Annotated in this window: 21 protein-coding genes; 11 read left to right on the top strand and 10 right to left on the bottom strand. The window is 72.6% G+C overall.

The features are described 5' to 3' along the window. Positions 1-18: 18 nt before the first annotated feature. Positions 19-345 carry a plasmid stabilization protein gene (locus ACFYMP_RS09200; protein WP_388853018.1) on the bottom strand — a complete coding sequence of 109 codons (327 nt, stop codon included), beginning with the start codon at positions 343-345 and terminating at the stop codon, positions 19-21. Positions 346-716: 371 nt separating this feature from the next. Between ACFYMP_RS09200 and ACFYMP_RS09195 the strand changes: the two genes are divergently transcribed. Genes ACFYMP_RS09195 through ACFYMP_RS09180 form a run of 4 tightly spaced genes read left to right on the top strand, consistent with a single transcriptional unit; the run spans position 717 to position 3,980 of the window. After that, a complete protein-coding gene (locus tag ACFYMP_RS09195; protein WP_388853015.1) occupies positions 717-1,820 on the top strand; it encodes an acyl-CoA dehydrogenase in 1,104 nt (367 codons plus the stop codon). Continuing rightward, complete coding sequence (locus ACFYMP_RS09190) at positions 1,817-2,587, top strand: PIG-L deacetylase family protein (RefSeq protein WP_388853012.1); 771 nt, start codon at positions 1,817-1,819, stop codon at positions 2,585-2,587. Before ACFYMP_RS09195 ends, ACFYMP_RS09190 begins: the two co-directional genes overlap by 4 nt. 38 nt (positions 2,588-2,625) lie before the next feature. Further along, a complete protein-coding gene (locus ACFYMP_RS09185) occupies positions 2,626-3,213 on the top strand; it encodes a class I SAM-dependent methyltransferase (protein ID WP_388853296.1) in 588 nt (195 codons plus the stop codon). Beyond that, complete coding sequence (locus ACFYMP_RS09180; RefSeq protein ID WP_388853009.1) at positions 3,210-3,980, top strand: glycosyltransferase; 771 nt, start codon at positions 3,210-3,212, stop codon at positions 3,978-3,980. The genes ACFYMP_RS09185 and ACFYMP_RS09180 overlap by 4 nt, the downstream gene beginning before the upstream one ends. A gap of 62 nt (positions 3,981-4,042) precedes the next feature. Here the strand turns inward: ACFYMP_RS09180 and ACFYMP_RS09175 are convergent, their stop codons facing one another. After that, positions 4,043-5,173: a glutathione-independent formaldehyde dehydrogenase gene (locus tag ACFYMP_RS09175; protein WP_388853007.1), complete on the bottom strand. Its 1,131-nt coding sequence runs from the start codon at positions 5,171-5,173 to the stop codon at positions 4,043-4,045. A 350-nt stretch (positions 5,174-5,523) separates the two neighbouring features. Between ACFYMP_RS09175 and ACFYMP_RS09170 the strand changes: the two genes are divergently transcribed. After that, complete coding sequence (locus ACFYMP_RS09170) at positions 5,524-9,354, top strand: GH92 family glycosyl hydrolase (RefSeq protein ID WP_388853004.1); 3,831 nt, start codon at positions 5,524-5,526, stop codon at positions 9,352-9,354. Between the two features lie 98 nt (positions 9,355-9,452). On the opposite strand, the gene ACFYMP_RS09165 is transcribed toward ACFYMP_RS09170, so the two are convergent. Further along, positions 9,453-10,136: a ScbR family autoregulator-binding transcription factor gene (locus ACFYMP_RS09165; RefSeq protein ID WP_388853001.1), complete on the bottom strand. Its 684-nt coding sequence runs from the start codon at positions 10,134-10,136 to the stop codon at positions 9,453-9,455. A gap of 140 nt (positions 10,137-10,276) precedes the next feature. Here ACFYMP_RS09165 and ACFYMP_RS09160 point away from each other — a divergent pair, with 140 nt between their 5' ends. Together ACFYMP_RS09160 and ACFYMP_RS09155 are read left to right on the top strand one after the other, a co-directional pair. Continuing rightward, entirely contained in the window at positions 10,277-11,158 is an 882-nt protein-coding gene (locus tag ACFYMP_RS09160; protein WP_388853293.1) for a ScbA/BarX family gamma-butyrolactone biosynthesis protein, read from the top strand. A 198-nt stretch (positions 11,159-11,356) separates the two neighbouring features. Next, positions 11,357-12,046, top strand: coding sequence for an HAD family hydrolase (locus ACFYMP_RS09155; protein WP_388852998.1), 690 nt, complete (start codon positions 11,357-11,359; stop codon positions 12,044-12,046). Positions 12,047-12,209: 163 nt separating this feature from the next. Here the strand turns inward: ACFYMP_RS09155 and dhaL are convergent, their stop codons facing one another. The 3 genes from dhaL to ACFYMP_RS09140 all read right to left on the bottom strand — a co-directional run bounded on the left by dhaL (position 12,210) and on the right by ACFYMP_RS09140 (position 14,802). Then, complete coding sequence (gene dhaL / locus ACFYMP_RS09150) at positions 12,210-12,920, bottom strand: dihydroxyacetone kinase subunit DhaL (RefSeq protein WP_388852995.1); 711 nt, start codon at positions 12,918-12,920, stop codon at positions 12,210-12,212. A 31-nt stretch (positions 12,921-12,951) separates the two neighbouring features. Then, positions 12,952-13,944, bottom strand: a complete 993-nt coding sequence (locus tag ACFYMP_RS09145; protein ID WP_388852991.1) for a dihydroxyacetone kinase subunit DhaK — start codon at positions 13,942-13,944, stop codon at positions 12,952-12,954. Between the two features lie 108 nt (positions 13,945-14,052). Beyond that, positions 14,053-14,802: a class I SAM-dependent methyltransferase gene (locus ACFYMP_RS09140; protein ID WP_388852988.1), complete on the bottom strand. Its 750-nt coding sequence runs from the start codon at positions 14,800-14,802 to the stop codon at positions 14,053-14,055. Between the two features lie 340 nt (positions 14,803-15,142). On the opposite strand from ACFYMP_RS09140, the gene ACFYMP_RS09135 reads away from it, so the two are divergent. From ACFYMP_RS09135 to ACFYMP_RS09125, 3 genes are all read left to right on the top strand, one after another. Beyond that, a complete protein-coding gene (locus ACFYMP_RS09135) occupies positions 15,143-17,521 on the top strand; it encodes a GH92 family glycosyl hydrolase (RefSeq protein ID WP_388852985.1) in 2,379 nt (792 codons plus the stop codon). 200 nt (positions 17,522-17,721) lie between these two features. Continuing rightward, positions 17,722-18,282 carry a dihydrofolate reductase family protein gene (locus ACFYMP_RS09130; protein WP_388852982.1) on the top strand — a complete coding sequence of 187 codons (561 nt, stop codon included), beginning with the start codon at positions 17,722-17,724 and terminating at the stop codon, positions 18,280-18,282. A 244-nt stretch (positions 18,283-18,526) separates the two neighbouring features. Beyond that, positions 18,527-20,416, top strand: a complete 1,890-nt coding sequence (locus tag ACFYMP_RS09125) for a CocE/NonD family hydrolase (RefSeq protein ID WP_388852979.1) — start codon at positions 18,527-18,529, stop codon at positions 20,414-20,416. A 33-nt stretch (positions 20,417-20,449) separates the two neighbouring features. Here the strand turns inward: ACFYMP_RS09125 and ACFYMP_RS09120 are convergent, their stop codons facing one another. Beyond that, on the bottom strand, positions 20,450-22,009 hold the full coding sequence (locus ACFYMP_RS09120) for a cryptochrome/photolyase family protein (protein WP_388852976.1): 1,560 nt from the start codon (positions 22,007-22,009) through the stop codon (positions 20,450-20,452). A 243-nt stretch (positions 22,010-22,252) separates the two neighbouring features. On the opposite strand from ACFYMP_RS09120, the gene ACFYMP_RS09115 reads away from it, so the two are divergent. Further along, positions 22,253-22,990, top strand: a complete 738-nt coding sequence (locus tag ACFYMP_RS09115; RefSeq protein WP_388852973.1) for a hypothetical protein — start codon at positions 22,253-22,255, stop codon at positions 22,988-22,990. 217 nt (positions 22,991-23,207) lie between these two features. Here the strand turns inward: ACFYMP_RS09115 and ACFYMP_RS09110 are convergent, their stop codons facing one another. From ACFYMP_RS09110 to ACFYMP_RS09100, 3 genes are all read right to left on the bottom strand, one after another. After that, positions 23,208-24,563, bottom strand: a complete 1,356-nt coding sequence (locus ACFYMP_RS09110; RefSeq protein ID WP_388852970.1) for an NtaA/DmoA family FMN-dependent monooxygenase — start codon at positions 24,561-24,563, stop codon at positions 23,208-23,210. A gap of 10 nt (positions 24,564-24,573) precedes the next feature. After that, positions 24,574-25,686, bottom strand: coding sequence for an LLM class flavin-dependent oxidoreductase (locus ACFYMP_RS09105; RefSeq protein WP_388852967.1), 1,113 nt, complete (start codon positions 25,684-25,686; stop codon positions 24,574-24,576). 197 nt (positions 25,687-25,883) lie between these two features. After that, positions 25,884-26,024 (bottom strand): putative leader peptide, encoded by a 141-nt coding sequence (locus ACFYMP_RS09100; protein ID WP_388852964.1) that lies wholly within the window; start codon positions 26,022-26,024, stop codon positions 25,884-25,886. Between the last annotated feature and the right edge of the window lie 434 nt (positions 26,025-26,458).

The raw sequence follows: 26,458 nt of genomic DNA, 5'->3' as shown, positions 1-26,458 counted from the left end.
GGGGCGCTGCCGTACGGGTCAGCGGCCCACGGCCTTGCGCAGCTCCTGCTTGTTCATCGAGGAGCGGCCCTTCACGTTCTTCTTCCTGGCCTCTTCGTAGAGCTGGTCGCGGGTGGGGCCCTGCGCGCCGCTGTGCGAGCGTTCGCCGCCGCGCTCGTAGGCGGACTTGGGGTCCTTGGTCGACACCTTGCTCGCGGTCCTCGACTCACCGGAGCGGGCCCGTTCCTTGTTGACGGTGCGGGCGGCGATCTCCTTCGCCCGCCCCTGCGAGGCTCCGCGCTTCTCCTCGCTCTCCTTGATGTCCTCGTACTGCCGCTCCCGCTTGGGGCTCGAACCTGCCGGCATGATCCACCTCTTCCTGCGGCTTCCAACGGTTTCTCCTGGCGGGGCGCCCGCCACGCGGACCGGGTACCCCCGCGGTACGGGATCGCACACCTCGACGCGGCTGCCCATCACCCCACTCCACTGGACGGCACAACGGCCCGGAGCGCTAGCGGGGAGCGCCGGCGGAGGCACCCACCACGCCGCGGCCCGTTTACGCGGCGCGGCCCCGGGCACCCAATCCCAGCCCCCCTTCGAAGCGGCGTCCGCCAGGGAAAGGGCCGGGGGTGGCAGAAGTGCGCGGCCCCGCCGCACCCCACAAAATGCGAGAAGCAGCCATCGAGCCGGATCACGCCCCCAAGGGCGGGTACGCGCCGCGCGAAAGGCACAGGTCGATGTCCCCCACCGTTGATAACCCGACCCAGGTCCCCGACTCCACCGCGCTGCGGGAGGCGGCCGCGGACCGGTTCGCGCGCTGGGCCGCCTCCGGGGCGGCCGAGCTGCCCCTGCCCGGCGGTGGCCGAACCCGGGAGCGGTTCCGGGCCCTGGTCGGCCTGGGCAGAACGGACCTGTCCCTGGCACGGCTCGCCGAGGGGCACGCGGACGCCGCGGCGATCCTCCAGGAGCTGGGGGCCGCCCCGCCCGGCCCCGGGGAGCGCTGGGGCGTGTGGGCGGCGCAGCCCCCCGGTCCCGGGCTCAGCGCCCGGCGCGAGGGCACGACCTGGCTGCTGGACGGGCTCAAGCCGTACTGCTCCGGGGCGCACTCCTGCACGCACGGCCTGGTGACCGCCGACACCGGCGAGGGGCACCGGCTCTTCGTCGTGCGCACCGACCACCCCGGCTACCGGCCCGTGGAGGACACCTGGCAGGCCCTGGGCATGGCGGGCAGCGACACTCCGGACGTCCGTTTCACCGCCGTACCGGCCCGCGCGCTCGGCGGGGTCGACGCCTATCTGGAGCGGCCGGGGTTCGAGCACGGCGGCGTCGGGGTGGCCGCCTGCTGGATCGGCGGGGCGCTCGCGGTCGCGGACACCCTGCACGAGGCCGCCCGCAGGCGTACGGACCCCTTCCTCGCCGCCCACCTGGGGGCCTGCGACACGGCACTGCACGCGGCACTCACGGTGCTCGACGAGGCGGCCGAGTCGATCGACCACGACCCGCTCGACCTGCTCGGCGAGGCCCGCATCCGGGGCCTGCGCGTGCGGGCACTGGCCGAGCGGGTGTGCGCCGAGGTCCTCGACCGGGTGGGACGCGCGACGGGCGCCGGACCGCTGTGCCACGATCCGGGCCACGCCCGCAAGGTCGCCGACCTGACCGTCTACATCCGCCAGCACCACGGCGAACGCGACCTGGCCGCGCTGGGCAGGCTGCTCGCCGAGGAGGAGGAGGTGCGGCCGGCGCAGGAGGGTCCCCACCCAGGCCGCGCCGCGCCCGCGACCGAGGGGCGGGCCGTGCCGACCGGTTCCTTTGCCGGCGGACCGGCGAAGGACGGCGCGTGACCACCACGGACCCCCGCCGGACGGCGGCGGCACAGTCCATCGACGCGCCCGGCACCCCTGAGGCCCGGTGGGCCGCCTGGGCCGCTCTCGCGGCGCTGCCCGCCGTGTCCCTGCCGCCGGGCCCGGTGGTGGTCGTCTCCGCGCACCCCGACGACGAGGTGCTGGGCGTGGGCGGCACTCTCGCGGGCCTCGCCGCGTCGGGGGCCGAGGTGCACCTCGTGACGGCGACCGACGGGGAGGGCTCGCACCCCGGAAGCGTCCACCTCACGCCGCGGGCGCTCGCCGCACGCCGGTCCGAGGAACTGGACCGGGCGCTGGACGCCCTCGGCCTCGACCTCGGCCGGGTGCACCGTGCCGGCATCCCGGACACGGCCGTCGCCGCTCACGAGGACCGTCTCACCGACGTCCTCTCCGCGCTGCTGCGCACGACGGGCGCCGCCCTGTGTCTCGCCCCCTGGGACGGCGACCTGCACGCCGACCACGAGGCGGCGGGCCGCGCGGCGACCCGGGCCGCACGCCGTACCGGCACCCGGTGCGCGCACTACCCGGTCTGGCTGTGGCACTGGGCGGTGCCCGACGACCCCCGGGTGCCCTGGGCCTCGGCCGCCCGGCTCCCGCTCGACGCCGGCGCCCTGGAGCGCAAGCGCCGGGCCCTGGAGCACTTCGTCACCCAGACCGCACCGCTCGGCCCCGGAGAGGACACCGTGATCCTCCCGCCCGAGGAACTCGCCCACCACATACGCCCCTTCGAGGTGATCTTCTCGTGACCGCCGCCTCCGCGACACCCGCGGACTACTTCACCTCCATGTACGCCGGCACCGAGGACCCCTGGGACCTCGCGGGACGCTGGTACGAACAGCGCAAGTACGCCCTGACCCTCGGCGCCCTCCCGCACCGGCGCTTCCGTCGGGCCTTCGAACCGGGCTGCTCCGTGGGGGTGTTGACGGGACTGCTCGCGGAACGCTGCGAGGAAGTGCTCGCCGCCGACCGGGTCGCCTCCGCCGTGGACGCCGCGCGCGCCCGCAACCGCGACCTGCCGCACGTCGCGTTCCGGCATCTGGTCCTGCCGCAGGACTGGCCAAAGGGGAGCTTCGACCTGATCGTGCTGTCCGAGCTGCTCTACTACTTCGACGACGCCACGCTGCGCACCGTCCTGGACCGGGCGGCGCACTCGCTGGCGCCGGGCGGCACACTGCTCACCGTGCACTGGGACCATCCGGTGCCCGACCACGTACGCACCGGCCGCGAGCTGGACCCGTTCCTGGACGCCGCAAAGGGGCTCAGCCCGCAACTGCGTCTGGACGACCCGGACTTCGTCCTGCGCACCTTCCGCCGAGCGCTCGCGGACGGCAGCGCGGCCCCGTCCACCGCCGCGGCGGAAGGGCTGGTGTGACCGGCGCCGGCCCGCGGTGCGGTGCCGGGCCGGCCCCGCGCCGTACCGCGCTCCTCGTCGCCGTCCCGGCGCACGACGAGGCCGAACGGCTCCCCGCTGCCCTGCGCGCCCTGCGGGCGGCGGCGCGGCATCCGTCCCTCCTGCGCGCCGGGGTGCGGGTGCTCACCGTGGTCGCCGCCGACGCCTGCGCCGACGCCACCGCGCGGGTCGCCCGGCGCCACGGCGCGCGGGTCGTGGAGGTGGCGCACCGGAACGTCGGCGCGGCGCGCGCCGCCGCCGTGGGGCACGGGCTGCTGCGGCTGGGGCCCGCGGCCCGCACGGCGTGGATCGCGACGACCGACGCCGACAGCCTGGTGCCGCCGGACTGGCTCGCGCACCAGTGGCTGCGGGCACGGGAGGGCTGGGAGTGCGTGCTGGGCACGGTACGGCTGGAGGCGTGCCCTCAGCTGCCGCCCGAGGTCGTCGAGCGCCACCGTTCGCTGTACTACGCCGACCGTTCGCCGGGCGCCGGCCCCTGGTCGCATCCGCACGTGCACGGCGCCAACTTCGGTGTGTGCGCGCAGGCGTACACCCGGGCAGGGGGTTTTCCCCCGCTCGAACACAGTGAGGACCGCGCTCTCGTGCGGGCTCTGGAGCGGGACGGTGCGCGGGTTCTGCGTACCGACCACTGTCCGGTGCTCACCTCGGGCCGCGGCGATCCGAGGGCCCCGCACGGGTTCGGCGCCTTTCTGCGGGATCTGGCGACGCCCGTCCACCCGGGGGACTGAGCGGCCGGGCCGCACGCGGTGCGCCGTGCGCGGCCCGGCCTCCCCGGGGCGAGAGAGCGGGATCAGGGCTTGAGGACCACCTTGGTCCAGCCGTCGAGCCGGTCGTCGAAGGAGCGGTAGGCGGTGGCCGCCTCGTCGAGCGGCAGTTCGTGGGACACGAGGAACGAGGGCGTGGCCCGCCCCTGGTGGATCAGCTTCGCCAAGGGGCGGTTGTACGCCTTGACGTTGGCCTGTCCGGTGCCGATGCGCTGCCCCTTGAACCAGAACTGGCCGAAGTCGAAGGGCAGCTTCCCCTTCCGGGTCAGTTCGGTGGGCGCACCGTCGTCCTGCGGAAGGAACACGCCGACCACGCCGATCCCGCCGGTGGCGCGCACCGAGGCCACCAGATCGTTCATCGTGGCCTCGGGCTTCTCGTTGCCCTGCGGGTCGTGGGCCTGGTAGCCGACGCACTCGCAGCCGCGGTCCGCTCCCCCGCCGGTCAGGTCGAGGATGCGCTCCACGTGGTCGCCCTTGCTGTCGTCGACGGGCGTCGCCCCCGCCTCCTCGGCGAGTTTGAGCCGGTCCGGGTGCCGGTCCACCAGGAGCACCTGGCTCGCGCCGCGCAGCCGCGCGCTGTAGGCGGCCATCAGCCCGACCGGGCCGCCGCCGTAGACCACGACGGACTCGCCGGGCGAGACGCCGGCGAGTTCGGTGGCGTGGTACCCGGTCGGGAAGATGTCCGCGAGCATCACGTAGTCGTTCTCCTTCTCGGCCGCGTCCTCGGGCAGCACGAGACAGTTGAAGTCCGCCCAGGGCACCCGCAGGTACTCGGCCTGCCCGCCGGCGTAACTGCCCATCTCCGCGAAGCCGTAGGCACCGCCGGGGGTGTCCGAGTCGACCGAGAGGCAGAAGCCGGTGAAGCCGCGCTCGCAGTTCTCGCAGAAGCCGCACCCCACGTTGAAGGGCAGGCAGACCCGGTCGCCCACCTTGACCCGGTCGACCCCGTCACCCACCTCCACGACCTCGCCCAGGTTCTCGTGCCCGAGGGTGCGGCCGGTCTCCATCGTCGTGCGGCCCTCGTACATGTGCAGGTCGGAACCGCAGATATTGGTGGACGTGATCCGTACGACCACGTCCGTGGGCCGCTCGATCCGGGCGTCGGGAACCTCCTCGACCGCCACGTCCTTGGGGCCTCGGTACACCAGTGCCTTCATCGGGTGATCACCTGCTCTTCCGTACTCGCTGGACGCCTGCGCGTGCCCGCCCCGCGGACCGCCTCCGCGGCGGCCGGGCGGACGCACGGGTCCGGGCCTCCCCGCGTACCCGGGCATACCGGCCGTACTCACCACCATGCGCGGCCCGGCCACGGGGCGCATCAGCTGCGCGGCCCGCCCGGCACGGCGGCATCCGCCCCGGGCCCAACCGTCGCTTTCAGGCCAACCTTCTCCCCCGTACGTACGGACTCTTGAACTTTGGCACCGCGCGGGCCCCTACTAAACGTTGCACAGCTTGTTGACAACGTTGTCCAAGGGTCCGTCAAGGACCGGAGTACGAGGAGGCCACAATGCGGTACCGGTCTCGGCACAGACGAGGCTTTCCCGCGGTCGTCCTGGGGACGGCCGTGCTTCTGCTGGCCGGCACGGCCCAGGGCGCGACGGCGGCCACGAGCGCCGCCCCGCACCGTCCGTCGGACACTTTCCGGTCGTCGTTCGAGGACGGGGACCCCTCCCCGGACTGGTTGAGCACGGCCGACACGGATGCCGCCGGACATCCGCGCACCTCGGGCGTGGACGGGAGCTACAGCTCGGGCATCCCGGGCAATGTCAGCGACCACGTCACCGATGTACGGGCCAGCGACGAGAACACCGGCGGCGGGGAGAGCGCGGCGAATCTCGTCGACGGCCTGCCCAGCACGAAGTGGCTCGCCTTCACCCCCACCGCGTGGACGGAGTTCGACCTCGACGCGCCGGCCGCGATCACGCGCTACGCGCTGGTCTCGGCCAACGACCACGACGAGCGGGACCCGAAGGACTGGACCCTCAAGGGTTCGGCCGACGGCAAGGACTGGAAGACGCTCGACACCCGCTCCGGCCAGTCCTTCGCCAAGCGCGCCGAGACGAAGACCTACGACATCGCGGGCCCGGCGGTCGCCTACGCCCACTACCGGCTGGAGTTCACCGCCAACAACGGCGCGAAGGACGCGACCCAGCTCGCGGACGTGCAGCTCTCCACGGGCGAGGACGCCCCCGGCCCCAAGAACATGCAGACGCTGGTCGACAAGGGCCCCTCCGGCTCGCCGACGGCCAAGGCGGGCGCCGGGTTCACCGGCAAGCGCGCCCTGCGCTACGCGGGCACCCACCAGGCGGACGGCCGGGGCTACGCGTACAACAAGGTCTTCGACGTCGACGTCGCGGTCAAGCGGGACACGGAACTGTCCTACCGGGTGTTCCCCTCCCTGCCGGAGACGAACCTCGACTACCCGTCGACCAACGTCTCGGTGGACCTGGCCTTCACCGACGGCACGTACCTGAGCGATCTGGGCGCGCTGGACCAGAACGGGTTCCGGCTCAGCCCCCGCGGCCAGGGCGAGTCCAAGTCGCTCTACGTCAACCAGTGGAACGACCGTTCCTCGGCCATCGGCTCGGTCGCCGCGGGCAAGACCGTGGACCGGGTACTGGTGGCGTACGACGCGCCGAAGGGCAAGGCGAAGTTCCGCGGCTGGGTCGACGACGTCGTCCTCGACCGGAAGGCCCCCGAGGCCCCGAAGGCGCACCTGTCCGACTACGCGCTGACCACCCGGGGCACCAACTCCAGCGGCGACTTCTCGCGGGGCAACGACCTCCCGGCCACCGCGGTGCCGCACGGCTTCAACTTCTGGACGCCGGTGACCAACGCGGCCTCCACGAGCTGGCTGTACGACTACGCGCGCTCCAACAACGCGGACAACCTGCCGACCATGCAGGCCCTGGCGGCGAGCCACGAGCCGAGCCCGTGGATGGGTGACCGGCAGACCTTCCAGGTGATGCCCTCGGCCGCCGCGGGCGCCCCGCCCACCAGCCGTACCGAGCGGGCGCTGCCCTTCCGCCACGAGAACGAGACCGCGAAGCCGTACCTGTACGGGGTCACCTTCGAGAACGGGCTCAAAGCCGAGGTCGCCCCGACCGACCACGCGGCGATGATGCGGTTCCGCTTCCCCGGCGACGACGCCTCCGTCGTCTTCGACAACGTCTCCGAGCAGGGCGGTCTGAGCCTCGACAAGGAGAACGGCACCTTCACCGGCTACTCCGACGTCAAGAGCGGTCTGTCGACGGGCGCCACCCGGCTGTTCGTCTACGGCGCGTTCGACGCGCCGGTGAAGTCCGGCGAGTCCTCGGGCGTCAAGGGCTACCTGGGCTTCGACGCCGGCCGCGACCGCACGGTCACCCTGCGGCTGGCGACCTCGCTGATCAGCGTCGACCAGGCGAAGGCCAATCTGGCCCAGGAGATCCCGGCGGGCCGGTCCTTCGACGCCGTCACCTCACAGGCGCGCGGTGCCTGGGACAAGATCATGAACGTGATCAAGGTCGAGGGCGCGAGCCGGGACCAGCTCACCACGCTCTACTCCAGCCTGTACCGGCTCTACCTGTACCCGAACTCCGGTTTCGAGAACACCGGCACGCAGAAGCAGCCCAAGTACCAGTACGCGAGCCCCTTCTCGAAGATGCCGGGCCCGGACACCCCCACGCACACCGGCGCGAAGGTGGTGGACGGCAAGCCGTACGTCAACAACGGTTTCTGGGACACCTACCGGACCACGTGGCCGGCGTACTCGCTGTTCACCCCGAAGAAGGCGGGTGAGCTGGTCGACGGCTTCGTGCAGCAGTACCGGGACGGCGGCTGGATCTCCCGCTGGTCCTCGCCCGGTTACGCCGACCTCATGACCGGCACCTCCTCGGACGTGGCCTTCGCGGACGCCTACACCAAGGGCGTGAAGTTCGACGCGGAGTCGGCGTACAAGGCGGCCCTGAAGAACGCGACCGTCGTACCGCCCGCCTCCGGGGTCGGGCGCAAGGGCATGGACACCTCCCCCTTCCTCGGCTACACCAGCACCGCCACCGGTGAGGGCATGTCCTGGGCGATGGAGGGCTACATCAACGACTACGGCATCAGCCGCATGGCGGACGCCCTCTACAAGAAGACGAAGGAGGCGCACTACAAGGACGAGTCCGCGTACTTCCTCAACCGCGCGCAGGACTACGTCAAGATGTTCGACGACAAGGCGGGCTTCTTCCAGGGCAAGGACGCCGCGGGCACCTTCCGGCTCCCGGCCGACAAGTACGACCCGCGGGTGTGGGGTTACGACTACACCGAGACCAACGGCTGGGGTTACGCCTTCACCGCCCCCCAGGACTCCCGCGGCCTGGCCAACCTGTACGGCGGCCGGGACGGTCTGGCCAAGAAGCTGGACACGTACTTCTCGACCCCCGAGACCGCCACGGCCGAGTTCACCGGCTCCTACGGCGGGGTCATCCACGAGATGACCGAGGCCAGGGACGTGCGGATGGGCCAGTACGGCCACAGCAATCAGGTCGCCCACCACGCCACGTACATGTACGACGCGGCGGGACAGCCCTGGAAGACGCAGGAGAAGGTCCGCGAGGTCCTCTCCCGGCTCTACACGGGCAGCGCGATCGGCCAGGGTTACCACGGCGACGAGGACAACGGCGAGCAGTCGGCCTGGTACCTGTTCTCCTCGCTCGGCTTCTACCCGCTCGTGATGGGCGGCGACGAGTACGCGGTGGGCTCCCCGCTGTTCAAGAAGGTGACCCTCACCATGGAGGGCGGCCACAAGCTCGTGATCCGGGCCCCGAAGAACAGCGCGAAGAACATCTACGTGCAGGGGCTGCGGGTCAACGGCAAGAAGTGGAACTCCACCGCGCTGCCGCACGAGGTGGTCGCCAAGGGCGGCACCCTGGACTTCGACATGGGGGCCAGGCCGTCGAAGTGGGGCACCGGCAAGAGCGACGCCCCGACCTCGATCACCCAGGACGACAAGGTGGCGAAGCCCCGTTCTGACGTCCTCACGACGGGGCAGGGCCCGCTGACCGACAACACCTCGGCCACCGAGGCCGCCTTCACCTCGGCGGAACTCCCGGTCCAGTCCACGACGAAGGCGATCCAGTACACGCTCACCTCCTCCGACCACACGAAGGCCCCGGCCGGCTGGACCCTTCAGGGCTCGGCCGACGGCAGCAAGTGGCGTGATCTGGACAAGCGTTCCGGTGAGACCTTCCCGTGGGACAAGCAGACCCGCGCCTTCACCGTCCAGCACCCGGGCGGCTACCAGCACTACCGCCTGGTCCCGGACAGCGGCTCGGAGGGCTCGCGGATCGCGGAGGTGGAACTCCTGTCCTGACCACCGCCCGGGGCGGACAGCCGGTTCGCCCCGGGCATCCGACGCGGGGGTGCCCCCAGCCGCACGGCTGGGGGCACCCCCGCGTCGGCCGTTCCCGCTCAGCGCGCCGTGCCGGCGGTCCGTCCCGGGCCGGTGCGCGGGGCGGGGGCGGACTCGGGGCCCATGCACCCGTAGACCCGGCCGAGCAGCCCCGCGGGGTCGGGCACGGACTGGAGGCCGGCGAGCAGCAACAGCCACAGCTCGTCGAGGCGTTCCTCGATCCTGCGGCGGCCGTCGAGCGCCTCCGAGATCGTATGCAGACCGTAGAACGCGCCGACGAGGCCGGCGGCCGCGGTGTCGGGCACGACCCCGGGCCCGAGGTCCCCCTCCTCGCGCGCCTCCGACAGGAGCGCCGACACCTCCTCGATCCAGCCGACGAACGGCACCGGAAGGGACAGCGCGATGCACTGGCGCTCCGTCCACAGCCGCGCGGCCGCCCTGACCACCACGTCGTCCCGGAAGGCGCGCGCCACGTCGTAGCTCAGGGCCACCATGCGCTCCAGGGCGGGCCGTGCGGAGGCCCGGCGCCGGGCGACCAGCTGCGGCCAGGTGTTGAACTGAGCGTCGATGACCGCTCTGGCCAGTTTCTCCTTGCTCGCGTAGTGGAAATAGATCGCACCACTGGTACGTCCTGACCGCTTCGCGATGTCACTGATACTCGTACCGACGAATCCGCGTTCGTCGAACAGGCCCGCCGCCGCCTCCAGGAGTATGGTGCGCGTTCCCTCAGCCCTAACCTGCATTTCGCCCCGATTGCCGTTCGGTTTCTTTCGCCGTAAATATAGTCAGCGACTAGCCCGTTCGGAGCACGCACGCGCGCCCATTCCCCAACAAGAGTGCATTCTGCGATAGGAAAATCAGTTCTATCGAGAGTCCTCAGATGATGTGTCCGTTGAGTTGGTCGCGTACGGTTCCGCGCGAATGGGTCCACCGGTCCTCGGCCGCCGAGGTGCTGATCACCGATGTCGTGGCCCGGACCGGGAACAGGTACGCGGCGGCCGCCGCCTGGTCGAGGTCCCACCCCACCTTCCCGCTCGACGGCAGTGACCTGCACCACCCCCTGCTCATCATGGAAACCCTGCGCCAGCTGGGCATCTACATCCCCCTGCGCCACTTCGGGGTGCCCGAGGACTCCCGGCTCGTGATCGCCGACGTCCACTTCCGCGCCGACCCGGCCGCCGAACCGCGGGCCGCCGCCGCGTGCACCGAGGTGAGCTGCGACGTCCTCGCCACCCACCTGCGCTTCCGCAACGACGGGACCCTCAGCGGTCTGCGCCTGGACGTGACCCTCTCCGCCGCGGCGGGCCCCTTCGCGAGGGGCGGGGGTCTCGTGCACTTCCTGCCCGCGGCGCGGTACGTGAGGATGCGGCGCGGCGGCGCCGACCTGCCGCCCCCACCCCCCGAGCCCGGCCTGCGCCGTCCGCCCCGCCGGCTGCTGGGCGTCGCCCACGACCGGGACGTGGTCATCGCCGCGGACGGCGGGAGCGCGCGCGTGGCCCCCTTCGACGTACGCCACCCGTTCTTCTTCGACCACCCCTCGGACCACGTCCCCGGCGTCGTCCTGCTGGAGGCCGCGCGTCAGGCGGCGGCGTACGCGAGCGGGGGCACGCTGGTGCGACCCAGGGCCGTTCGGATGAAAGCGGCGCGCTTCACCGAGTTCCGGCCCCAGGCCGGCGTCCACATCGCGATCCATCACCGGACCTGCGCATTTCGCATTGTCCAGGGCGAGAACCTGACCACGTTCGGCGCCTTCGAATACGAATAACCCGATGATCATAGCGTTCCGTGAATGATTGACGCGTTCTCACGACCCTCCGTAACGTAATGCTCGTTATTTTTCGGAGTGCACCGAGCATTTCCCCCGCCTGCGCTGGGGGCTCATGAGCGCCGGGACCCAGGCCATTGCGCCGGCCGTCGCGGCCGCATTCCGATCGTGTGGCGTGCCCAGAACGGAAAGAAGCCGATGCGCGCACATCTGTTGAGTTGGACCCCCGCCGCCATCGTTTTTGACTGCGACGGAACCCTGATGGACACCGAGAAGAGCTGGCAGGACGCCAGAACGCTGACGCTCCGGGACTACGATCTCGTGCCCGCCCCGGGTTTCGCGGAGCGCAGTCTCGGCGTCCACTACACCCAGTGCGGACAGCTCATGGCCGAGGAGGCGGGCCGTCCCGAGCTGTCCGACACGCTGGCGAACCGGCTGCTCGATCACTTCAAGAAGCTCGTCGCCGACCACCCCAAGACCATGCCGGGCGCACCCGAACTGGTCGCCACGGCCGTGAAGTTCGCCCCGCTCGCGGTCGCCAGCAACTGCCCCCGGGAGGTCGTGGAGGCATGCCTGTCCAACACCGGGCTGCGGGAACACTTCGATCACATCGTGGTGCCCGGGGAGGGCATCAGGCCCAAACCGCACCCGGACGTCTACCTCACCGCCGCGAGGGCGTGCGGAGCGGCTCCCGAGTCCGCACTCGCGGTGGAGGACTCGGCGGTCGGTGTCGAGGCGGCGGCCCGAGCGGGTCTGCGGGTCATGGGCGTCGGCCCCTGGCCCGGGGAACAGGTGGCCTCCCTCGTCGATCTGTGGGTCGAGGCGCTGGACGAGCCCGACGTCTTCGGCTGGGCGAGCGAGCGCATCCCGCGGCGCTCCAGGGACTGACCGGGCCGAGGACGGGCCGTCGGGGCCGTCGGGGCCCGCGAGGCCGTCGGGCCACCGGCCCGCACGGGCCCGGAAACCACCGGTCCGCCGGCCCGCCGTCCGCCGGCCCGCCGTCCGCGGGGCGGCACCGGCGGGCGGGCGGACGCGGGCGGCAGGGCGGCGCTCAGCCGGTTCCCGATCCCCCCTCGGTCTCGGCCAGGAACGGGGCGACCGCCTCGACCACTCCGCCCGCCGAGGCGAAGAACACGGCTATGCCGACCGCGCCGGGATCGGGCACGTTGGTGGAACGTTCCCCCACGTAGCTGGCGCGCCCCCGGCGGGAGCGCAGCCTCGTGGTGTCCCGCACCCCGCGCCACGCGGCGTCGGCGGCGCCCGCCAGCGCCGCCGACGCCTCCGTGTCGGCGCGGGCCGCCTCCTCCAGGGCCTTGGCGGCCGGGGCCAGGGCGTCCACGAGCGTCTTGTCCCCGGGCTCGGCCTCGCCCACGCGCTGTATGGCACGCAGGCCCTCAGTGGTGCCCTCGGCGAGCGCGGCGGCGCTGCGGGCGTCCTCGGACTCGGTGAGGGCGAAGGCGAGTTCCTGGAAGAGCAGGCCGAACAAGGGTCCGCTCGTACCGCCCACGTGGTCCAGGAAGGCGTCCGCCGCGTACCGCAGGGGCCGCGCCGAGGCGACGACGTGGGCGGCCGCTCCCTCGGCGGGTCCCGGCTCCCCCTCGTCGAGGGAGCGCACCGTCCGGGCGAGCCCGGCGCTGAGGTTGTTGCCGAAGTCCCCGTCGCCCACCTCCTGGTCGAGAGCGGTCAGTTCCTCGCGGGTGGCCGCGACGGAGGCCGCGAACTGCCGCAGCCAGCGTTCCGAGAATGCGTCGTCCATGGACATGTCGGTCTGCCTCCCTGCCGATGGAATCGTTTCACCAGGCGGCTGTACGCGCCGGCGCGTCGAAGTGGCCGACCGTCCGCGGATCGCTTCTGAGGAAGGTCAGGGAGAATCCGCGCATGTCGAGCGCCGTGACGTAGTCGCCCACCAGGGACCGGTCGACGCGCACCCCGGCCTCCTCGAGCACCTCGGTGACCTCCGCGTACACCGTGTACAGCTCCAGGGAGGTGACCGCTCCCAATCCGTTGACCAGGACGACGACCGAGTCGCCGGCCCCCACCCCGAGGGACTCGAGCAGCGAGCGGGACATACCCGCCACCAGCTCCTTCACGGGGGGCTGTGGGACCGTGGAGCGGGCCCGCTCGCCGTGGATGCCGACCCCGTACTCCAGATCGCCCCGCGCCAGTTCGAAGGCGGGCAGGCCGGTCTCCGGAGTGGTGTGCGCGGCCGAGGCCACGGCCAGGCTGCGGCTGCGGCCCACGAGGTCCTCGCCGAGGGCGGCCAGTTCGTCGAGGCCCATGCCGGTGTCGGCCGCCGCGCCGAGGATCTTCTCGACCAGCACGGTGGCCCCGGTGCCGCGCCGGCCGACCGCGACCTCCTCGGACTCGGTGGCCAGGTCGTCGTCGATCAGCACGCGGGCACAGCGGATGCCCTCCCGCGCGAGCCGTTCGGCGGCGATCCCGAAGTTGATCTTGTCGCCGGTGTAGTTCTTCACGAGGTGCAGGACCCCCTCGGGCCCGGCCACCGCGCGGGAGGCGGCGAAGATCTGCCGGTTGTGCGGGGAGGCGAATATCTGGCCCGGACAGGCGGCGTCCAGCATCCCGCGTCCGACGAATCCGACGTGGAGGGGCTCATGCCCGGAACCACCGCCGGAGACCAGGCCGGTCCGCCGTCCGGGCGCACGCTCGACGGCGCTCAGGTAGCCCTCGTCCTCGTGCCAGACGACCGTTTCCGGGTGGGCACGGGCGAAACCGGTCAGTGCCTCCCGCGTGAGGTCGTCCGTGGAGTTCACAAAATACTTCGGCATGGCACTCCGATCCCTCGCCCATCGGGAAACCTGAACTCGGCCGAGTGATGTCGCCCCATCCTCTGGCGTCCCTCGCCCGGCGGCAACCGTTGGGGCCGCACAGCCCGGTCAGTCACCGGTCCGCTCCACTCGGCGAGCGAGCAGGACCCCCTCGTGCACGGACTTCGTCGCGAAGCCCTCCGCCGCCAGTTCACGGCCCAGTTCCGCGGCCGTGAGGGGCCACAGGGTGAAGGTCTCGGCATGTCCGCGGATCTCCCGTCCGTCGCGATGCACGTGGTATTCGAAGCGGGCGCTGATCCGTCCGCGGTCGGGGCTCGTGACGACGCGCGCGCCGTACACGTCCTGTCCGAGCCGCACCCGCGGCAGGGAGGAGGTGCGGGTGGTGCCGGGAACGACGGAGGGGGGTGTCTCGACGGCGAGCAGGGCTCCGGGGCGCAGGGCCCGGTACAGCGCGGGCCACAGGGCCCTGCGTCCGGCGGGCTCCAATCCGGCCACGAGGTTGTGGCACACGGCGGCGTCCGCGACCTCCCGCAGCCCGCTGCCCTGGAGGTCGCACGCGTGGACCGTGACGCGGGCCCGCTGGTCGGCGCCCATCGCGGAGAGCCGGGACAGCAGGGCGGTACGCATCGGCAGGGCCGGTTCGACGGCGTGCACGAGCACCCCGGTGCGGCGCAGCAGCATCGCCGTGACGACGCCGGTGCCCGCGCCGACGTCCAGCACGGCGACCTTCGCCTCCGCGACGAGATCCCGGTAGAGGCGGGTGACGCGGCGCAGGTCGCGTTCCGCCTGGAGAAGGTCGTAGAACTCCGCCGTCACCCCGTACTCGGGCAGGTGCTCGGGCTGCTCGTCCAAGGCCATGCGCCATGCCTGCCCCGCGTCCGGGAAAACCACGCGTGGTTCCGCCACCGCGTGCGTCCGTCCGGGTCGGCCCGCGGAGGCGCGGCCCGGCACGCGGCCCGCGGCGGGCGCCGCGCGGCGATTCCCGGCGCCCGGGGAGCCGACCGTGGCTCGGGGCGCTCGGCCGGGCGCCCGGCGGTGGGGCCGCGTGTCCTCGGTGGGGTGGAAGGGGCGGCGCCGGGGAGGTGGGGGCGGAGCGCAACCCGCCGGTACGCCCCGGCTCTTGACGCTGCACCGGCCGCTGCGAAGAATAGGCGCCGCTTGACAACGTTGTCTCAGCGGCTGGAGGTCGTGCCCCGTCATGTCATGGACTCATCGATCCCGACGGAGGGCGGCCGGTGCGCTGCTCGCCGGGACGCTCGTGGGAGGGGTGCTGCTCGCGCCCTCCGCGCAGGCCGCCGCCGACCGGGGGGCGGCACGGGAACGCCTCACCGACCTCGTCAACCCCTTCATCGGCAGTGAGAACGAGGGAAACACCTACCCGGGGGCCGCGCTGCCCTTCGGGATGGTGCAGCTCTCCCCCGACACCGGCCACACCACCGGCTACGACTACCAGCAGGACCACATCAGGGGGCTGAGCCTCACGCACATCTCCGGCGTGGGCTGCGGGCTCGGCGGTGATCTGCCGGTGCTTCCCACCACCGGGGACGTCACCGAGACCGACGACGCCAAGTACGCCTCCGCGTACAGCCACGACGACGAGGAGGCGCGCCCCGGGTACTACCGGGTGGGCCTGAAGACGTACGGCGTGCGGGCGGAGGCCACCGCGACCGAGCGGACCGGTAAGCAGCGCTACACCTTCCCGGCGACGGACAAGGCCAACGTCCTGCTGAACGCGGGCCAGTCGCTGCACCGGACCGTCTCGACCAAGGTCGAGGTGCTCGACTCCCGCACGGTCCGTACCGCGATCACCGGACGGGGGTTCTGCCAGGACACCGTGCCCTACACGGTCTACACGATCACCCGTTTCGACCGTCCCTTCACCTCCCACGGCACCTGGACCGACGGCAAGGTGACGGCGGGCTCGTCCTCCTCGACCGCCAAGGAGGCCGGCAACGGCGCCTACGTACGGTTCGACACGCGCAAGGACCGCACCGTCGAGGCGACGACGGCCCTCAGCTACGTGGACGCGGCCGGGGCCGCCCGCAACCTGGCCGCCGAGGGCCAAGGCAGCTTCGACCAGGCCCGCCGGGCGGCGGACACGACATGGGAGAAGCGGCTGGGCCTGGTCGCGGCGCGGGGCGGCGACAAGACGCTGCGCCGCACCTTCTACTCCTCGCTCTACCGGTCCTTCCTCGCCCCGAACATCGGCAGCGACGTGGACGGCCGCTATACCGGCTGGGACCAGAGGAAGCACCGGGCGGACGGTTTCACGTACTACCAGAACTGGTCGCTGTGGGACACCTACCGCACCCAGGCGCAGTTGCTGTCGCTGCTCGCGCCGCGCGAGTCCCGGGACATGGCCCTGTCCGTGCTGCGGGTGGACAAGGAGAGCGGCTGGCTGCCCAAGTGGGGCTACGGCACCGTCGAGACGAACATCATGACGGGTGACCCGGTCACCCCCTTCCTGACCAACGCCTATCAGCAGGGCCTGCTCAAGGGCCACGAGGAGGAGGCGTACCGGGCGTTGCGGAAGAACGCGGACGGGGTGCCCGCGAAGGACTCCCCGGCGGTCGGCCGCGAGGCCAACGAGCAGTACCTCAAGGACGGGTACGCGCCCTACGTCAAGGACCGCCCGCACGCCAAGCCCGGGGACTCGGACTTCGACCACGGCGGTTCCGCGACGTTGGAGTACGCCCTCGCCGACGGCGTGCTGAGCCGGATGGCGAAGGATCTCGGGCACGACGCGGACGCGCGGCGCTACGCCGAACGCGCCCAGAACTACCGGAAGGTCTTCGATCCCTCGACCGGTTTCTTCCGGGCCCGCGACGCGCAGGGCGCCTTCACCGGCCCGGCCGACCCGGCGAAGAGCGAGGGCTTCCACGAGGGCACGGCATGGCAGTACCAGTGGATGGTGCCGCAGGACCTGCCCGGTGTGATCGGCCTGATCGGCGGTCAGGACGCCGCGCGGCAGCGGCTGGACTCCTTCTTCGCCTACGACCAGCTGGTGGCCGATCCGGCGAGGACGGCCCGTGAGGTGTGGGTCAACGGCCCGTACGACTACTACAACGCGGACAAGTACAACCCGCAGAACGAGCCGGACCTGATCGCCCCGTACACCTACCTGTCGACGGGGCAGCCGTGGAAGACCACGGACGTCGTGCACGCGGCGCTGACCCTGTTCACCGACGCCCCGACGGGGATGACGGGCAACGACGACCTCGGCACGATGTCGGCCTGGATGGTGCTCTCCGCGATCGGCGTGTACCCGGTGCAGCCGGGCACCGACACGTGGGGTCTGTCGACGCCGGTGTTCGACCGGGTCGACCTGAAGCTGGACCGCCGCTACTACCCGGCCGGCCGCTTCACGGTGTCGGCGCCGGGTACCTCGGCCGATCAGCGGTACACGCGGTCGGTGCGGCTGGACGGCAAGGCACAGCAGCGCACCTACCTGACCACGGACGACCTGCGCGCCGGGCACCGGCTCGACTTCACGGTCGGCGGCGCCCCCTCGGCCTGGGGCACCGCCGCGGCGGACGCGCCGCCGCCGGTGACTCCCTCGCGGCCCGGACAGGGCTGAAGGCGGCCCCTCGGGGCGAGGAAGCACTCCGCGACGCGAGGCGGGCCCACCGGTACCGGGCCGGTGGGCCCGCCTCCGGGCGCGCGGCGCGAGCGGTGGCGGGCCCGGGTGCTTTCGCCACAATGGACGGGGCGCGACACGGACGGACCGAGAACGCCCGACAGCGGGACATCAGCGGACCGAGGAACAGGAGCGGCGCCATGCGCACGCTGGCCATCACCCAGAACATCACCGTGGACGGATCGATCGAGATGCTCACCGACTGGTTCGACCCCGCCGTCCAGGGCGACGACTCCATGGGCGATCTCATGGCCGAGAGCCGGCGCCAGGACGAGCAGGCGGACGCCCTCGTGCTGGGACGGCGCACCTTCGAGGACTTCCGGGGCTACTGGCCCCGGCAGACCGCCGACACCTCGGGGATCACCGCGTACCTCAACCGGGTCCAGAAGTACGTCGTGTCCACCACGCTCACGGAGCCCGGCTGGGAGAACTCCCGGATTCTCGGCCCGGACCCGGTCGAGGCGGTGGCCGCGCTCAAGGCCGGGGAAGGCAAGGACGTCGTCGTCACGGGCAGCATCACACTGACGCACACCCTGATCGCCGCCGGCCTCGTGGACGAGTACCGGCTGTTCGTCTACCCGGCGGTCCAGGGGCGCGGACGGCGGTTGTTCCCCGAGGGCACGGTGATCCCCCGCCTGCGGCTCACGGACGCGCGGAGCTTCCGCAGCGGTGTCGTGTACCAGCGCTACGCCGCGAGCTGAGCGGCTCCGCCCTCCGGGGCGCACACGACCGGAATCCCCGGGCCGCGGCCCGGGGATTCCGGCTTTTCCGGCTCCGGTGCCACAGCCGACGCCAACACCCGTGTACTTGAGTGGGTTTGGGTCTACTTATTCCATAACTGGCCTGTGAACAAGGGGCCGTTGTGGCGTTGCCGTGTCGATCATAGACTTCTCCGCCGTCGGCACCACTTGCACCACTCCGCCCCCCAACGTTCGGGAGAAGCATGTGAAAGCACGTCGCGCGGCCGCCTGGGCCGTCTCCGCACTGGCCACCACCCTCGCCCTGACCGGCGCACTCACCGCCCCCGCCGCCGCTCAGCCGGGCGGGTCGCCGCAGGCCGCCACCGCTTCGCAGGGCGCGACCGGGACCGGGACCGCGACCGCCCCCGTGTCCCACGCGGAGAACGACCGGGTCCCCCAGGGCGCCCTCTGGACCCAGCACTACTTCCCCTCCTCGGACCGCTCCGGCACCGAACTGCACGCCGACGTCCTGCTGCCCGAGAAGAAGGCCCCGAACAAGCGGGTGCCCGTCATCCTGTCGGTCGGCCCCTACTTCGGGCACTCGGGACAGACCGGTCCCGAGGGCTGGACGCACACCGGCCCCTCCTCCCGCTTCCAGGACTTCGTCGAGGGGACCGACCTGTTCGACCAGGGCTACGCCTTCGTCATGGTGGACCTGCGCGGCTTCGGCGGCTCCACCGGCTGCCTCGACTGGGGCGGCCCCGGCGAGCAGGCCGACGTCAGGGCGGCGATCGACTGGGCGGCGAAGCAGCCCTGGTCCACCGGCTCGGTCGGCATGTACGGCAAGTCGTACGACGCGGCCACCGGGCTCATCGGCAACGACCTGGACCAGCGTGCGCTCAAGGCCGTCGTGGCGCAGGAGCCCGTGTGGGACATGTACCAGTACATCTACTCCAACGGAGTGCCGCGCCCGAACGTCACCGGCACCGCTGACGCGTACAACTCGATCGCGACGCTCGCGCCGCTGAGTGACGACGACGCGCGCTACCAGGCCAACGCCCGGTGGGAGGCAAGCCACCCGGAGTGCCTGACGCAGAACTCGGCCGGATACCGGATACCGGACCAGCGCGACAAGCACTGGACCTCGCGGGACCTGGCGAAACTGGCCAAGGGCACGGACACCCCGCTGTTCGTCACGCAGGGCTTCATCGAGAACAACACCAAGCCCGAGGAGATGCAGGAGTACCTGGACAACCACAAGGGCCCCGAGCGCGGGTGGCTCGGCCAGTGGGAGCACGTGCGCGGTGGCGACCGCACGAGTGACGGGCGCCTGTCCATGGGGCGCGAGGGCTGGTACGCGGAGACGCTCTCCTTCTACGACCAGTACCTCAAGGGCATCAAGCCGGCGGTCCGCTACCCGGCCTACTCCGTCGAGGACTCCACCGGCGCCTGGCGCGCCCAGAAGACGTGGCCGGTCGTCGAGCGGTCCGTGTCGCTGCCCCTGGGCGGCGGCACCTACGTGGACGACGGGGGCGCCTCGGGACGCGCGGCGCTCGCCGAGTCCGGCGGGACCGCGCCGAAGGCGCTCCCGCAGCCGTCCGGCGAGTGGGACATGGAGCACGCGCCCGCGCTCGATCCGGCCGCCCCGAAGAACCTGGCCAAGGGGCTGGCGAGGCGTCAGACGGCCGGTGCGGTCACGTCGAGCTTCTTCGTGTGGTCCCAGCCCGTGCGCAAGGCGGTCCGGGTGACCGGCACCCCGCGGATCTCGCTGGACGCCAAGGGGTCGGGCAACGTCATGCTCAAGCTGTACGACGTCGCCCCGGACGGCACCGCCGCGATGTTCGACGAGCAGGTCTCCCTGCTGCGGTCGGGCCGGCTGAGCGTCGACCTGAAGTCGACCGACTGGACGCTCCCGGCCGGGCACGTCCTGGCCGTGGAGATCGGCTCCATCCAGACGGGTTCGTGGCGCGACACGCCCTCCGGCGAGACCATCAAGGTCAGGGACGCGCGGATCGAGCTGGCGCTGGACGACCCGGCCGACGACGTCCGTACCGCCGGTGACCGCTCCCCGTACCTGGACACGTACCTGCGCCAGTACACGGTGGAGCTGCCGGCCGGGAAGCCGGGCTTCACGGTTCCCAGCGGCCGTCTCTAGCCGCCCGGGTCCCGACGTGACGGGAGGCCGGGTTCAGGGGGCGGCGCTCCCCCGCCCGGCCTCCTGGTCGAGCAGCGCGTCGAGGTCCTTCAACCGCTCCAGCCCCCGCACGGGTCGCGCCGTGCGGGGGTTGTGCGCGAGCAGGTCGCGGTGCCGGTGCAGGAAGGCCCAGTACCCGGCGGTGTACGGGCATGCCTCCGGTCCGGTGCGTGCGTCGGGCCGGTAGGCGCAGCCCCCGCACAGATCGCTCATCCGGTGCAGGTACGCACCGCCGGAGGTGTACGGCTTGGAGGTCATGCGGCCCCCGTCGGCGTACTGGGACATGCCCACGACGTTCGGCAGCATGACCCAGTCGTAGCCGTCCACGAAGCAGCGGTGGAACCAGTCGGTGAGCCGCCCGGGGTCCCAGCCGCGCTGGAGGGCGAAGGAGCCGAGCACCATCAGGCGCGGGATGTGGTGGGTCCAGCCCGTGTCGCGCACCTGCTCCAGCACGGTGCGCAGACAGTTCGCCGTCACCGCGTCCGCGTCCAGGTCGCGCCACCACCCGGGCAGCGGTTCGTGGTGGTCCAGGGCGTTGCGGTCCCGGTACTCCTCGCCGAAGTGCCAGTAGAGCTGCCACATGTACTCGCGCCAGCCGCACACCTGCCGCACGAAGCCCTCGACGCTGCTCAGTGGCGCCCGTCCCGCCCGGTACTCCGCCTCCGCGCCCTCGGCCACCTCCAGCGGGTCGAGCAGGCCCAGGTTGAGGGAGGAGGACAGCAGACTGTGGGCGAGCACCCCGTCGCGGGCGAGCAGCGCGTCCTCGTAGGGGCCGAAGGCGGGCAGCCGTTCGGTGAGGAAGCGGCGCAGCGCGGCGCGCGCCTCCCGCCGGGTGGCCGGGAAGCGGCGCGGCCCGTCGCGGCCGACGAAGCGCACCGTGCCCTCCCGCTCCCAGCGGTCCAGGTCCTCGCGCACCTGTGCGTCGACGGCGTCCTCGCGCGGCCGGTAGGGGGCCTTCACGTCGAGGTGTTCCTCGCCGCGGGGCGGGGGCTCGCGGTTGTCGTGGTCGAGGTTCCAGCGGCCGCCCACCGGCTGTTCGCCCTCCATGAGGAGGTCGTTGCGGGCGCGTACCCAGCGGTAGAAGTCCTCCTGCCGCAGGCCCCTGCCCTCGGCGCCGCGCCCGTGCTCGCCCGCCCAGTTCCGGAAGTCCGCGTGGTCCACGAGGAAACCGCGCGGGGGCAGCACGGTGACCCCTTCCAGGTCCCGCACGAGCCGCAGAGCCGCCCGTGAGGTGGGGTGGTGGACGGTGAGCGGGCCGGCGCCGGCCTCGCGCAGTCCCTCCCGGTACGTCTCGGCGCGCACGTAGGTCGCGCGTTCGCCCAGTTCGGCGGCGCGGTGCCGCATCGCCGAGAGGATCAGGTGGGCCTTGGCCCGGTGGAAGACGCGGCGGCGCAGGACCGCACGCGACTCGATCATCACGACGGGCGCCCCGCGGCCGGGTCCCTCCGGCCCGGGGCGCAGGAAGTGCGGGCCGAGCTGGTCCCCGAAGAGCCAGTGCGCACGGGAGGCATTGGCGTCTCCGGAGTGGTCCTGTCGTCGGTCGTGGCCGGCCATCACGGGCTCCTCGGTCGGAGGTGGGACGTTCGGGAGGAAACGGGCACACCACACGCCTACCACCGCGGTCAGACCGTTGCCGGCCGGACATGCGGGCGCACACCCGTCGGGGCGCGGGAAATTTTTCTGTGCCCCTTCTGTGAAGAGTGGTCACTCCTGGGTACTCGCGCTGCGACGTCACGTGCGTGACGGGGCGTCAACATGACAAGGCCGGCCGGACGGTGGGCCGAAAGGGGCGGGACCATGATGTGGACGAGGAAGCGGACGCCGGCGGTACTGGGCACTCTCTGTGCGGGAGTGCTGGTGCTCGCCGGCTGCGGGGACGACTCCTCCGACGAGCCGTTCAAGGGACAGAAGGCCGACGACATAGCGGCGAAGGCCGTCGCCGCCACCGACAAGGCGCCCTCCGTGCACATGAAGGGCACGGCGCACGTCAAGGGCGGCAACACGGTGCGGATCGACGTCCGGCTGGACGACAAGGGCAACTGCGCCGGCACCATGAGCGGTGACGGCGCCAAGGCCGAGCTGCTGCGCTCCGGCGGGGACCTGCTCATCAAGGGGGACCGCACCTTCTGGACCAACTCGGCGCGCGGCAGCGGCGGGAACAGCGGTGACGGCAAGAAGCTCGCCGACCAGCTCGCGGGCAAGTGGGTGAAGTCGCCGGCGAACGGAGCCGACGCCGGACTGTGTGACAAGAAGGGCTTCCTGGCCTCCATGGACCAGGACAAGACGGAGCGCCAGGGCATGCGGCGCGGCGGCACGGAGGAGGTCGGCGGCGAGGACGCGGTCCTGCTGAAGAAGCAGAAGGGCGGCAAGCAGCTGCGGATGCACGTCGCGACCGAGGGCAAGCCGTACATCCTCAAGACCGAGACCAAGGGCTCCGAGCCGAACAGCGTGACCTTCGACGAGTACGGCAAGAAGGTCGAGGTCCAGCAGCCCGCCGAGGACGAGATCGTCGACCCGGCGAACATGAAGGCGTGACGCGGACGGGGCGGGCAGCGGGGCGGGGTGCCGGGCGACCGGCTGCCCCGCCCCTCGCGCGTGTCCGGGGCTCGTCCCGAGGCGGCGTCTCCTCACCGGGACGTCGGCCCATCCGACGGCGCCCCGGCCGGCGGGCGGCCTGCCCGGCCGGAACGGCTCTCGCCTGCGTCGCCCACGGGCGGTGCGGCGCGCCTCGCCGCGCCGCGGGCCGCGCGGCTCAGTCCGCCGGAGGCAGGTCGAGGTGTTCGCGCAGGGTGGAGCCCCGGTACTCGGTGCGGTACACGCCGCGCTCCTGGAGTTGGGGGACCAGCTTGTCGACGATGTCGGCCACGGAGTCCGGGAGCAGGTGCGGCACGATGTTGAAGCCGTCGACGGCGCGGGTGCGGACGTAGCGGGTCCACTCGTCGGCGACGCTCGCGGGGGTGCCCACGAAGGACGGGTGGCCCGGCGACACCTCCAGCGCCAGCTCACGTATGGACAGGCCGCGTTCGGCCGCGAGGTCGCGCCACTTCTGGATGAGGGCCAGTTTGCCGCTGCGGCGCTCGATGGGGATCGTGCCCCGGGAAGGGTCGAGTTCCTCCTCGCTGGGCTCGATGTCGGGCAGGGGGCCGTCCGGGTCGTAGGCGGACAGGTCGGTGCCCCAGTACTGCTCCAGGAAGGCGAGGGCCCGCGGGCCGTTGATCTGCTCGCCGCGCACCCACTCGGCCTTCTCCCGTGCCTCGGCGGGAGTGTCCCCGAGGACGACGCTGGCTCCCGGGAGGATGCGCAGCGAGTTCGGTGACCGGCCGTGGCGGGCCAGCCGGTCGCGCAGGTCGGCGGCGTAGGCCACGGCCTTGCCGTACTCGGTGTTGGCGGAGAAGACCACGTCGGCGTGGCGGGCGGCGAGTTCGCGGCCGCCGTCCGAGTCCCCGGCCTGGAACAGCACCGGGCGCCCCTGTCGGCTGCCCGGCACGGTGGCGGTCGCCCGCAGTCGCACGAGGTCGGTGTCCCGTTCCACCGGACGGACGGAACCGGGGCGCGCCCAGTCGGCGGCCTGTCCGTCGGCGGCGACGGCGTCCGGGTCCCAGGAGGCCCAGAGCGCCTTGGCCGCTTCGACGAACTGCCCGGCGCGTTCGTAGCGGCGTTCGTGCTCCAGCCAGCCGCCGTGGCGGAAGTTGGCCCCGGTCCAGGCGTTGTCGGTGGTGACGATGTTCCAGCCCGCCCGGCCCTCCGAGAGCAGATCCAGGCTCGCCAGCCGGCGGGCCAGGTCGGCCGGGTAGTTGTAGGTGGTGTTCTGCGTGGCCACCAGGCCGATGCGTTCGGTGGCCGCGGCGAGTACGGACAGCTGGGTGATCGCGTCGGGCCGGCCGGCCGCGTCGAGGTCGAACACCTTGCCGCGGTTCTCCCGGACCCGCAGGCCCTCACCGAGGAAGAAGGCGTCGAACAGGCCGCGTTCGAGGAGCCGCGCGATCTCGACGAACGTCTCGACGGCGGTGTGCGAGGGCGCCTGCGGATCGCTCCAGACGAGCTGGGGGCCGACGCCGGTGTAGAACACGCCGAGGTGCAGCTGCGGGCTCGGATTCTGCTCGGTCATGGCACTCACCTCAGGCGCGCGTGGCCGCCGGGGCGGCGAATCGGTTGGTGGGACGGGGAAGGCCGAGCGTCTCGCGCAGCGTGTCGCCGGGCCGGGGCGGGTGCCGCAGCCCGGCCTCGGACAGGAGCGGCAGTACCCGCCCGGTCAGGACCGGCAGGTCGACGGCGAGGACGGCCGGGTGCAGTCTGACTCCGTCGACCGCACCGGCCAGTTCGCGCAGCAGCTCCACCAGTGACTCGGGGGAGCCGACGTGGCGCAGTCGGCCCGTGTCCGGCCAGTCGGCGGCGGCGTCGAGTGCGGCGAGCCGGTCCGCGGCCGGGGTCTGGGCGTCGAGGACCACCTCCACCTCGGCGAACACCAGCGGCGCGCCCGCCTCCCGTGCCGAGGCCGCGCGGGCGGCGACCTGGGCGAGGTCGGGCCGGGCGACGAGGACCACGTCGACGCGCGAATCGGCGGCCGGCCCGTCGGGGGCGAGGACGACGACCTGCCCCTGCGGGGGACGCGGGGTGATCAGGGGTCCCTTCACGGTGAAGGACTCGCCCTCGAAGTCGATGTGGTGCACGCGGTCCGAGTCCAGGAAACGCCCGGTGGCGGTGTCCTTGATCACCGCGTCGTCCTCCCAGGAGTCCCACAGGGCGCGGGCGGTGTCGATGACGTCGGCGGTCTCCTGGAGCACCTCCGCGGCGGTCAGCGGCTCTTCCCCGACGGTGGCGAGGTCGTCCTCGCCGGCCGCCGCGCCGACCACCCAGCCGGCCCGGCCGTGCGAGGCGTGGTCCAGGCTCGCCAGCTGGGTGGCGAGGTGGAAGGGTTCCGTGGTGGTGACGTGCAGGGTGGGCGCGAGCCCGATCCGGTCGGTCAGCGTCGAGACGTACGAGGCGCGGGTCCCGGCCTCCAGCCGGCCTGCGGCGCCCCGGCCCGCTTCGGGCGGCAGCGGGGCGTCGGCGAAGGTGACGAGGCTGAACCCGGCGTCCTCGGCGGTGCGGACCACCTCGCGTACCGCTCCTGGCGACAGGACCGCCCGGGGCGGACGCCCGGAGTGCCGCCACGCGGCGGGGTGGGCCCCGTCCCCGTCGGCTTCGAGGGCGAGATGGAGGCCGGAGGGCCGGGTTTCGCGGTCGGTCATGGGTGAGGTCTCCAGTCGCGAAGTGAGAAAGACGCGGCGCGAGTTGGGCGGTGGGGTGAGCCCAGGCGGGGGGCTTCGGCGGGGAGGAACGCGCCCCGGCGGGTGCGCGGCCGGTCCCGGGGCCGGCGGACCGTGACGGCGCCGGTGGTCCTCGCGGGGCCGCCCCGTCGCGTACCGGCGGGCGGGGCCGGGGCGGCTCAGTGGCGCGAAGGGGTCCCCGGACACAGCGCGCTGCTCACCCGGAGCAGGTCGACGTGGCGCCGGACGACGCAGCACGCGAAGGAGCCGCCACAGCGTGGCTCGCGGCCGTCACACCGGGCCGAGGGTCGAGCCTGCATGACGGTCACCTCACAGCCCTCCGGTCGGCCGGCGGCCCGGACGGGCCGCGGACACGGTGATGGCTGTGCACGTTAATCGTTCGTACTCAGTCGAACAATGCCGCGCCGGGCCGTCGGCACCGGCCTCGGGGCACCACCTCACGCGGGCCTGCCCCGGGTGAAACGGCCCTGACGTGCGAGGGCGCGGCACGCGGGCGCGAGGGCCCTCCTCCTGCGCGAGGCAGGCGCCCCGCGTGCCGGCCGCCGAAGTTCACGCGGGTTCACGCGCGCGCAACGATGCGGCCCCCGGCGCCGTGCCCCTCGCCCTGCCGCACCGCCCGCCGGACCCGCGCCCGGCAGCCCCCGGCCCGGCCGCCGGACGGCGGCGCCCCACCCGGCGGGCGCCGGGCGAAGGCCGCGCGCGGCCGCCGAAGTTCTCTGTTCACAACGGCGTT

This window comes from Streptomyces sp. NPDC007088 (genome assembly GCF_042869355.1).
Classification (GTDB): Bacteria; Actinomycetota; Actinomycetes; order Streptomycetales; family Streptomycetaceae; genus Streptomyces.
This window is presented reverse-complemented; position numbering and strand designations above follow the sequence as displayed.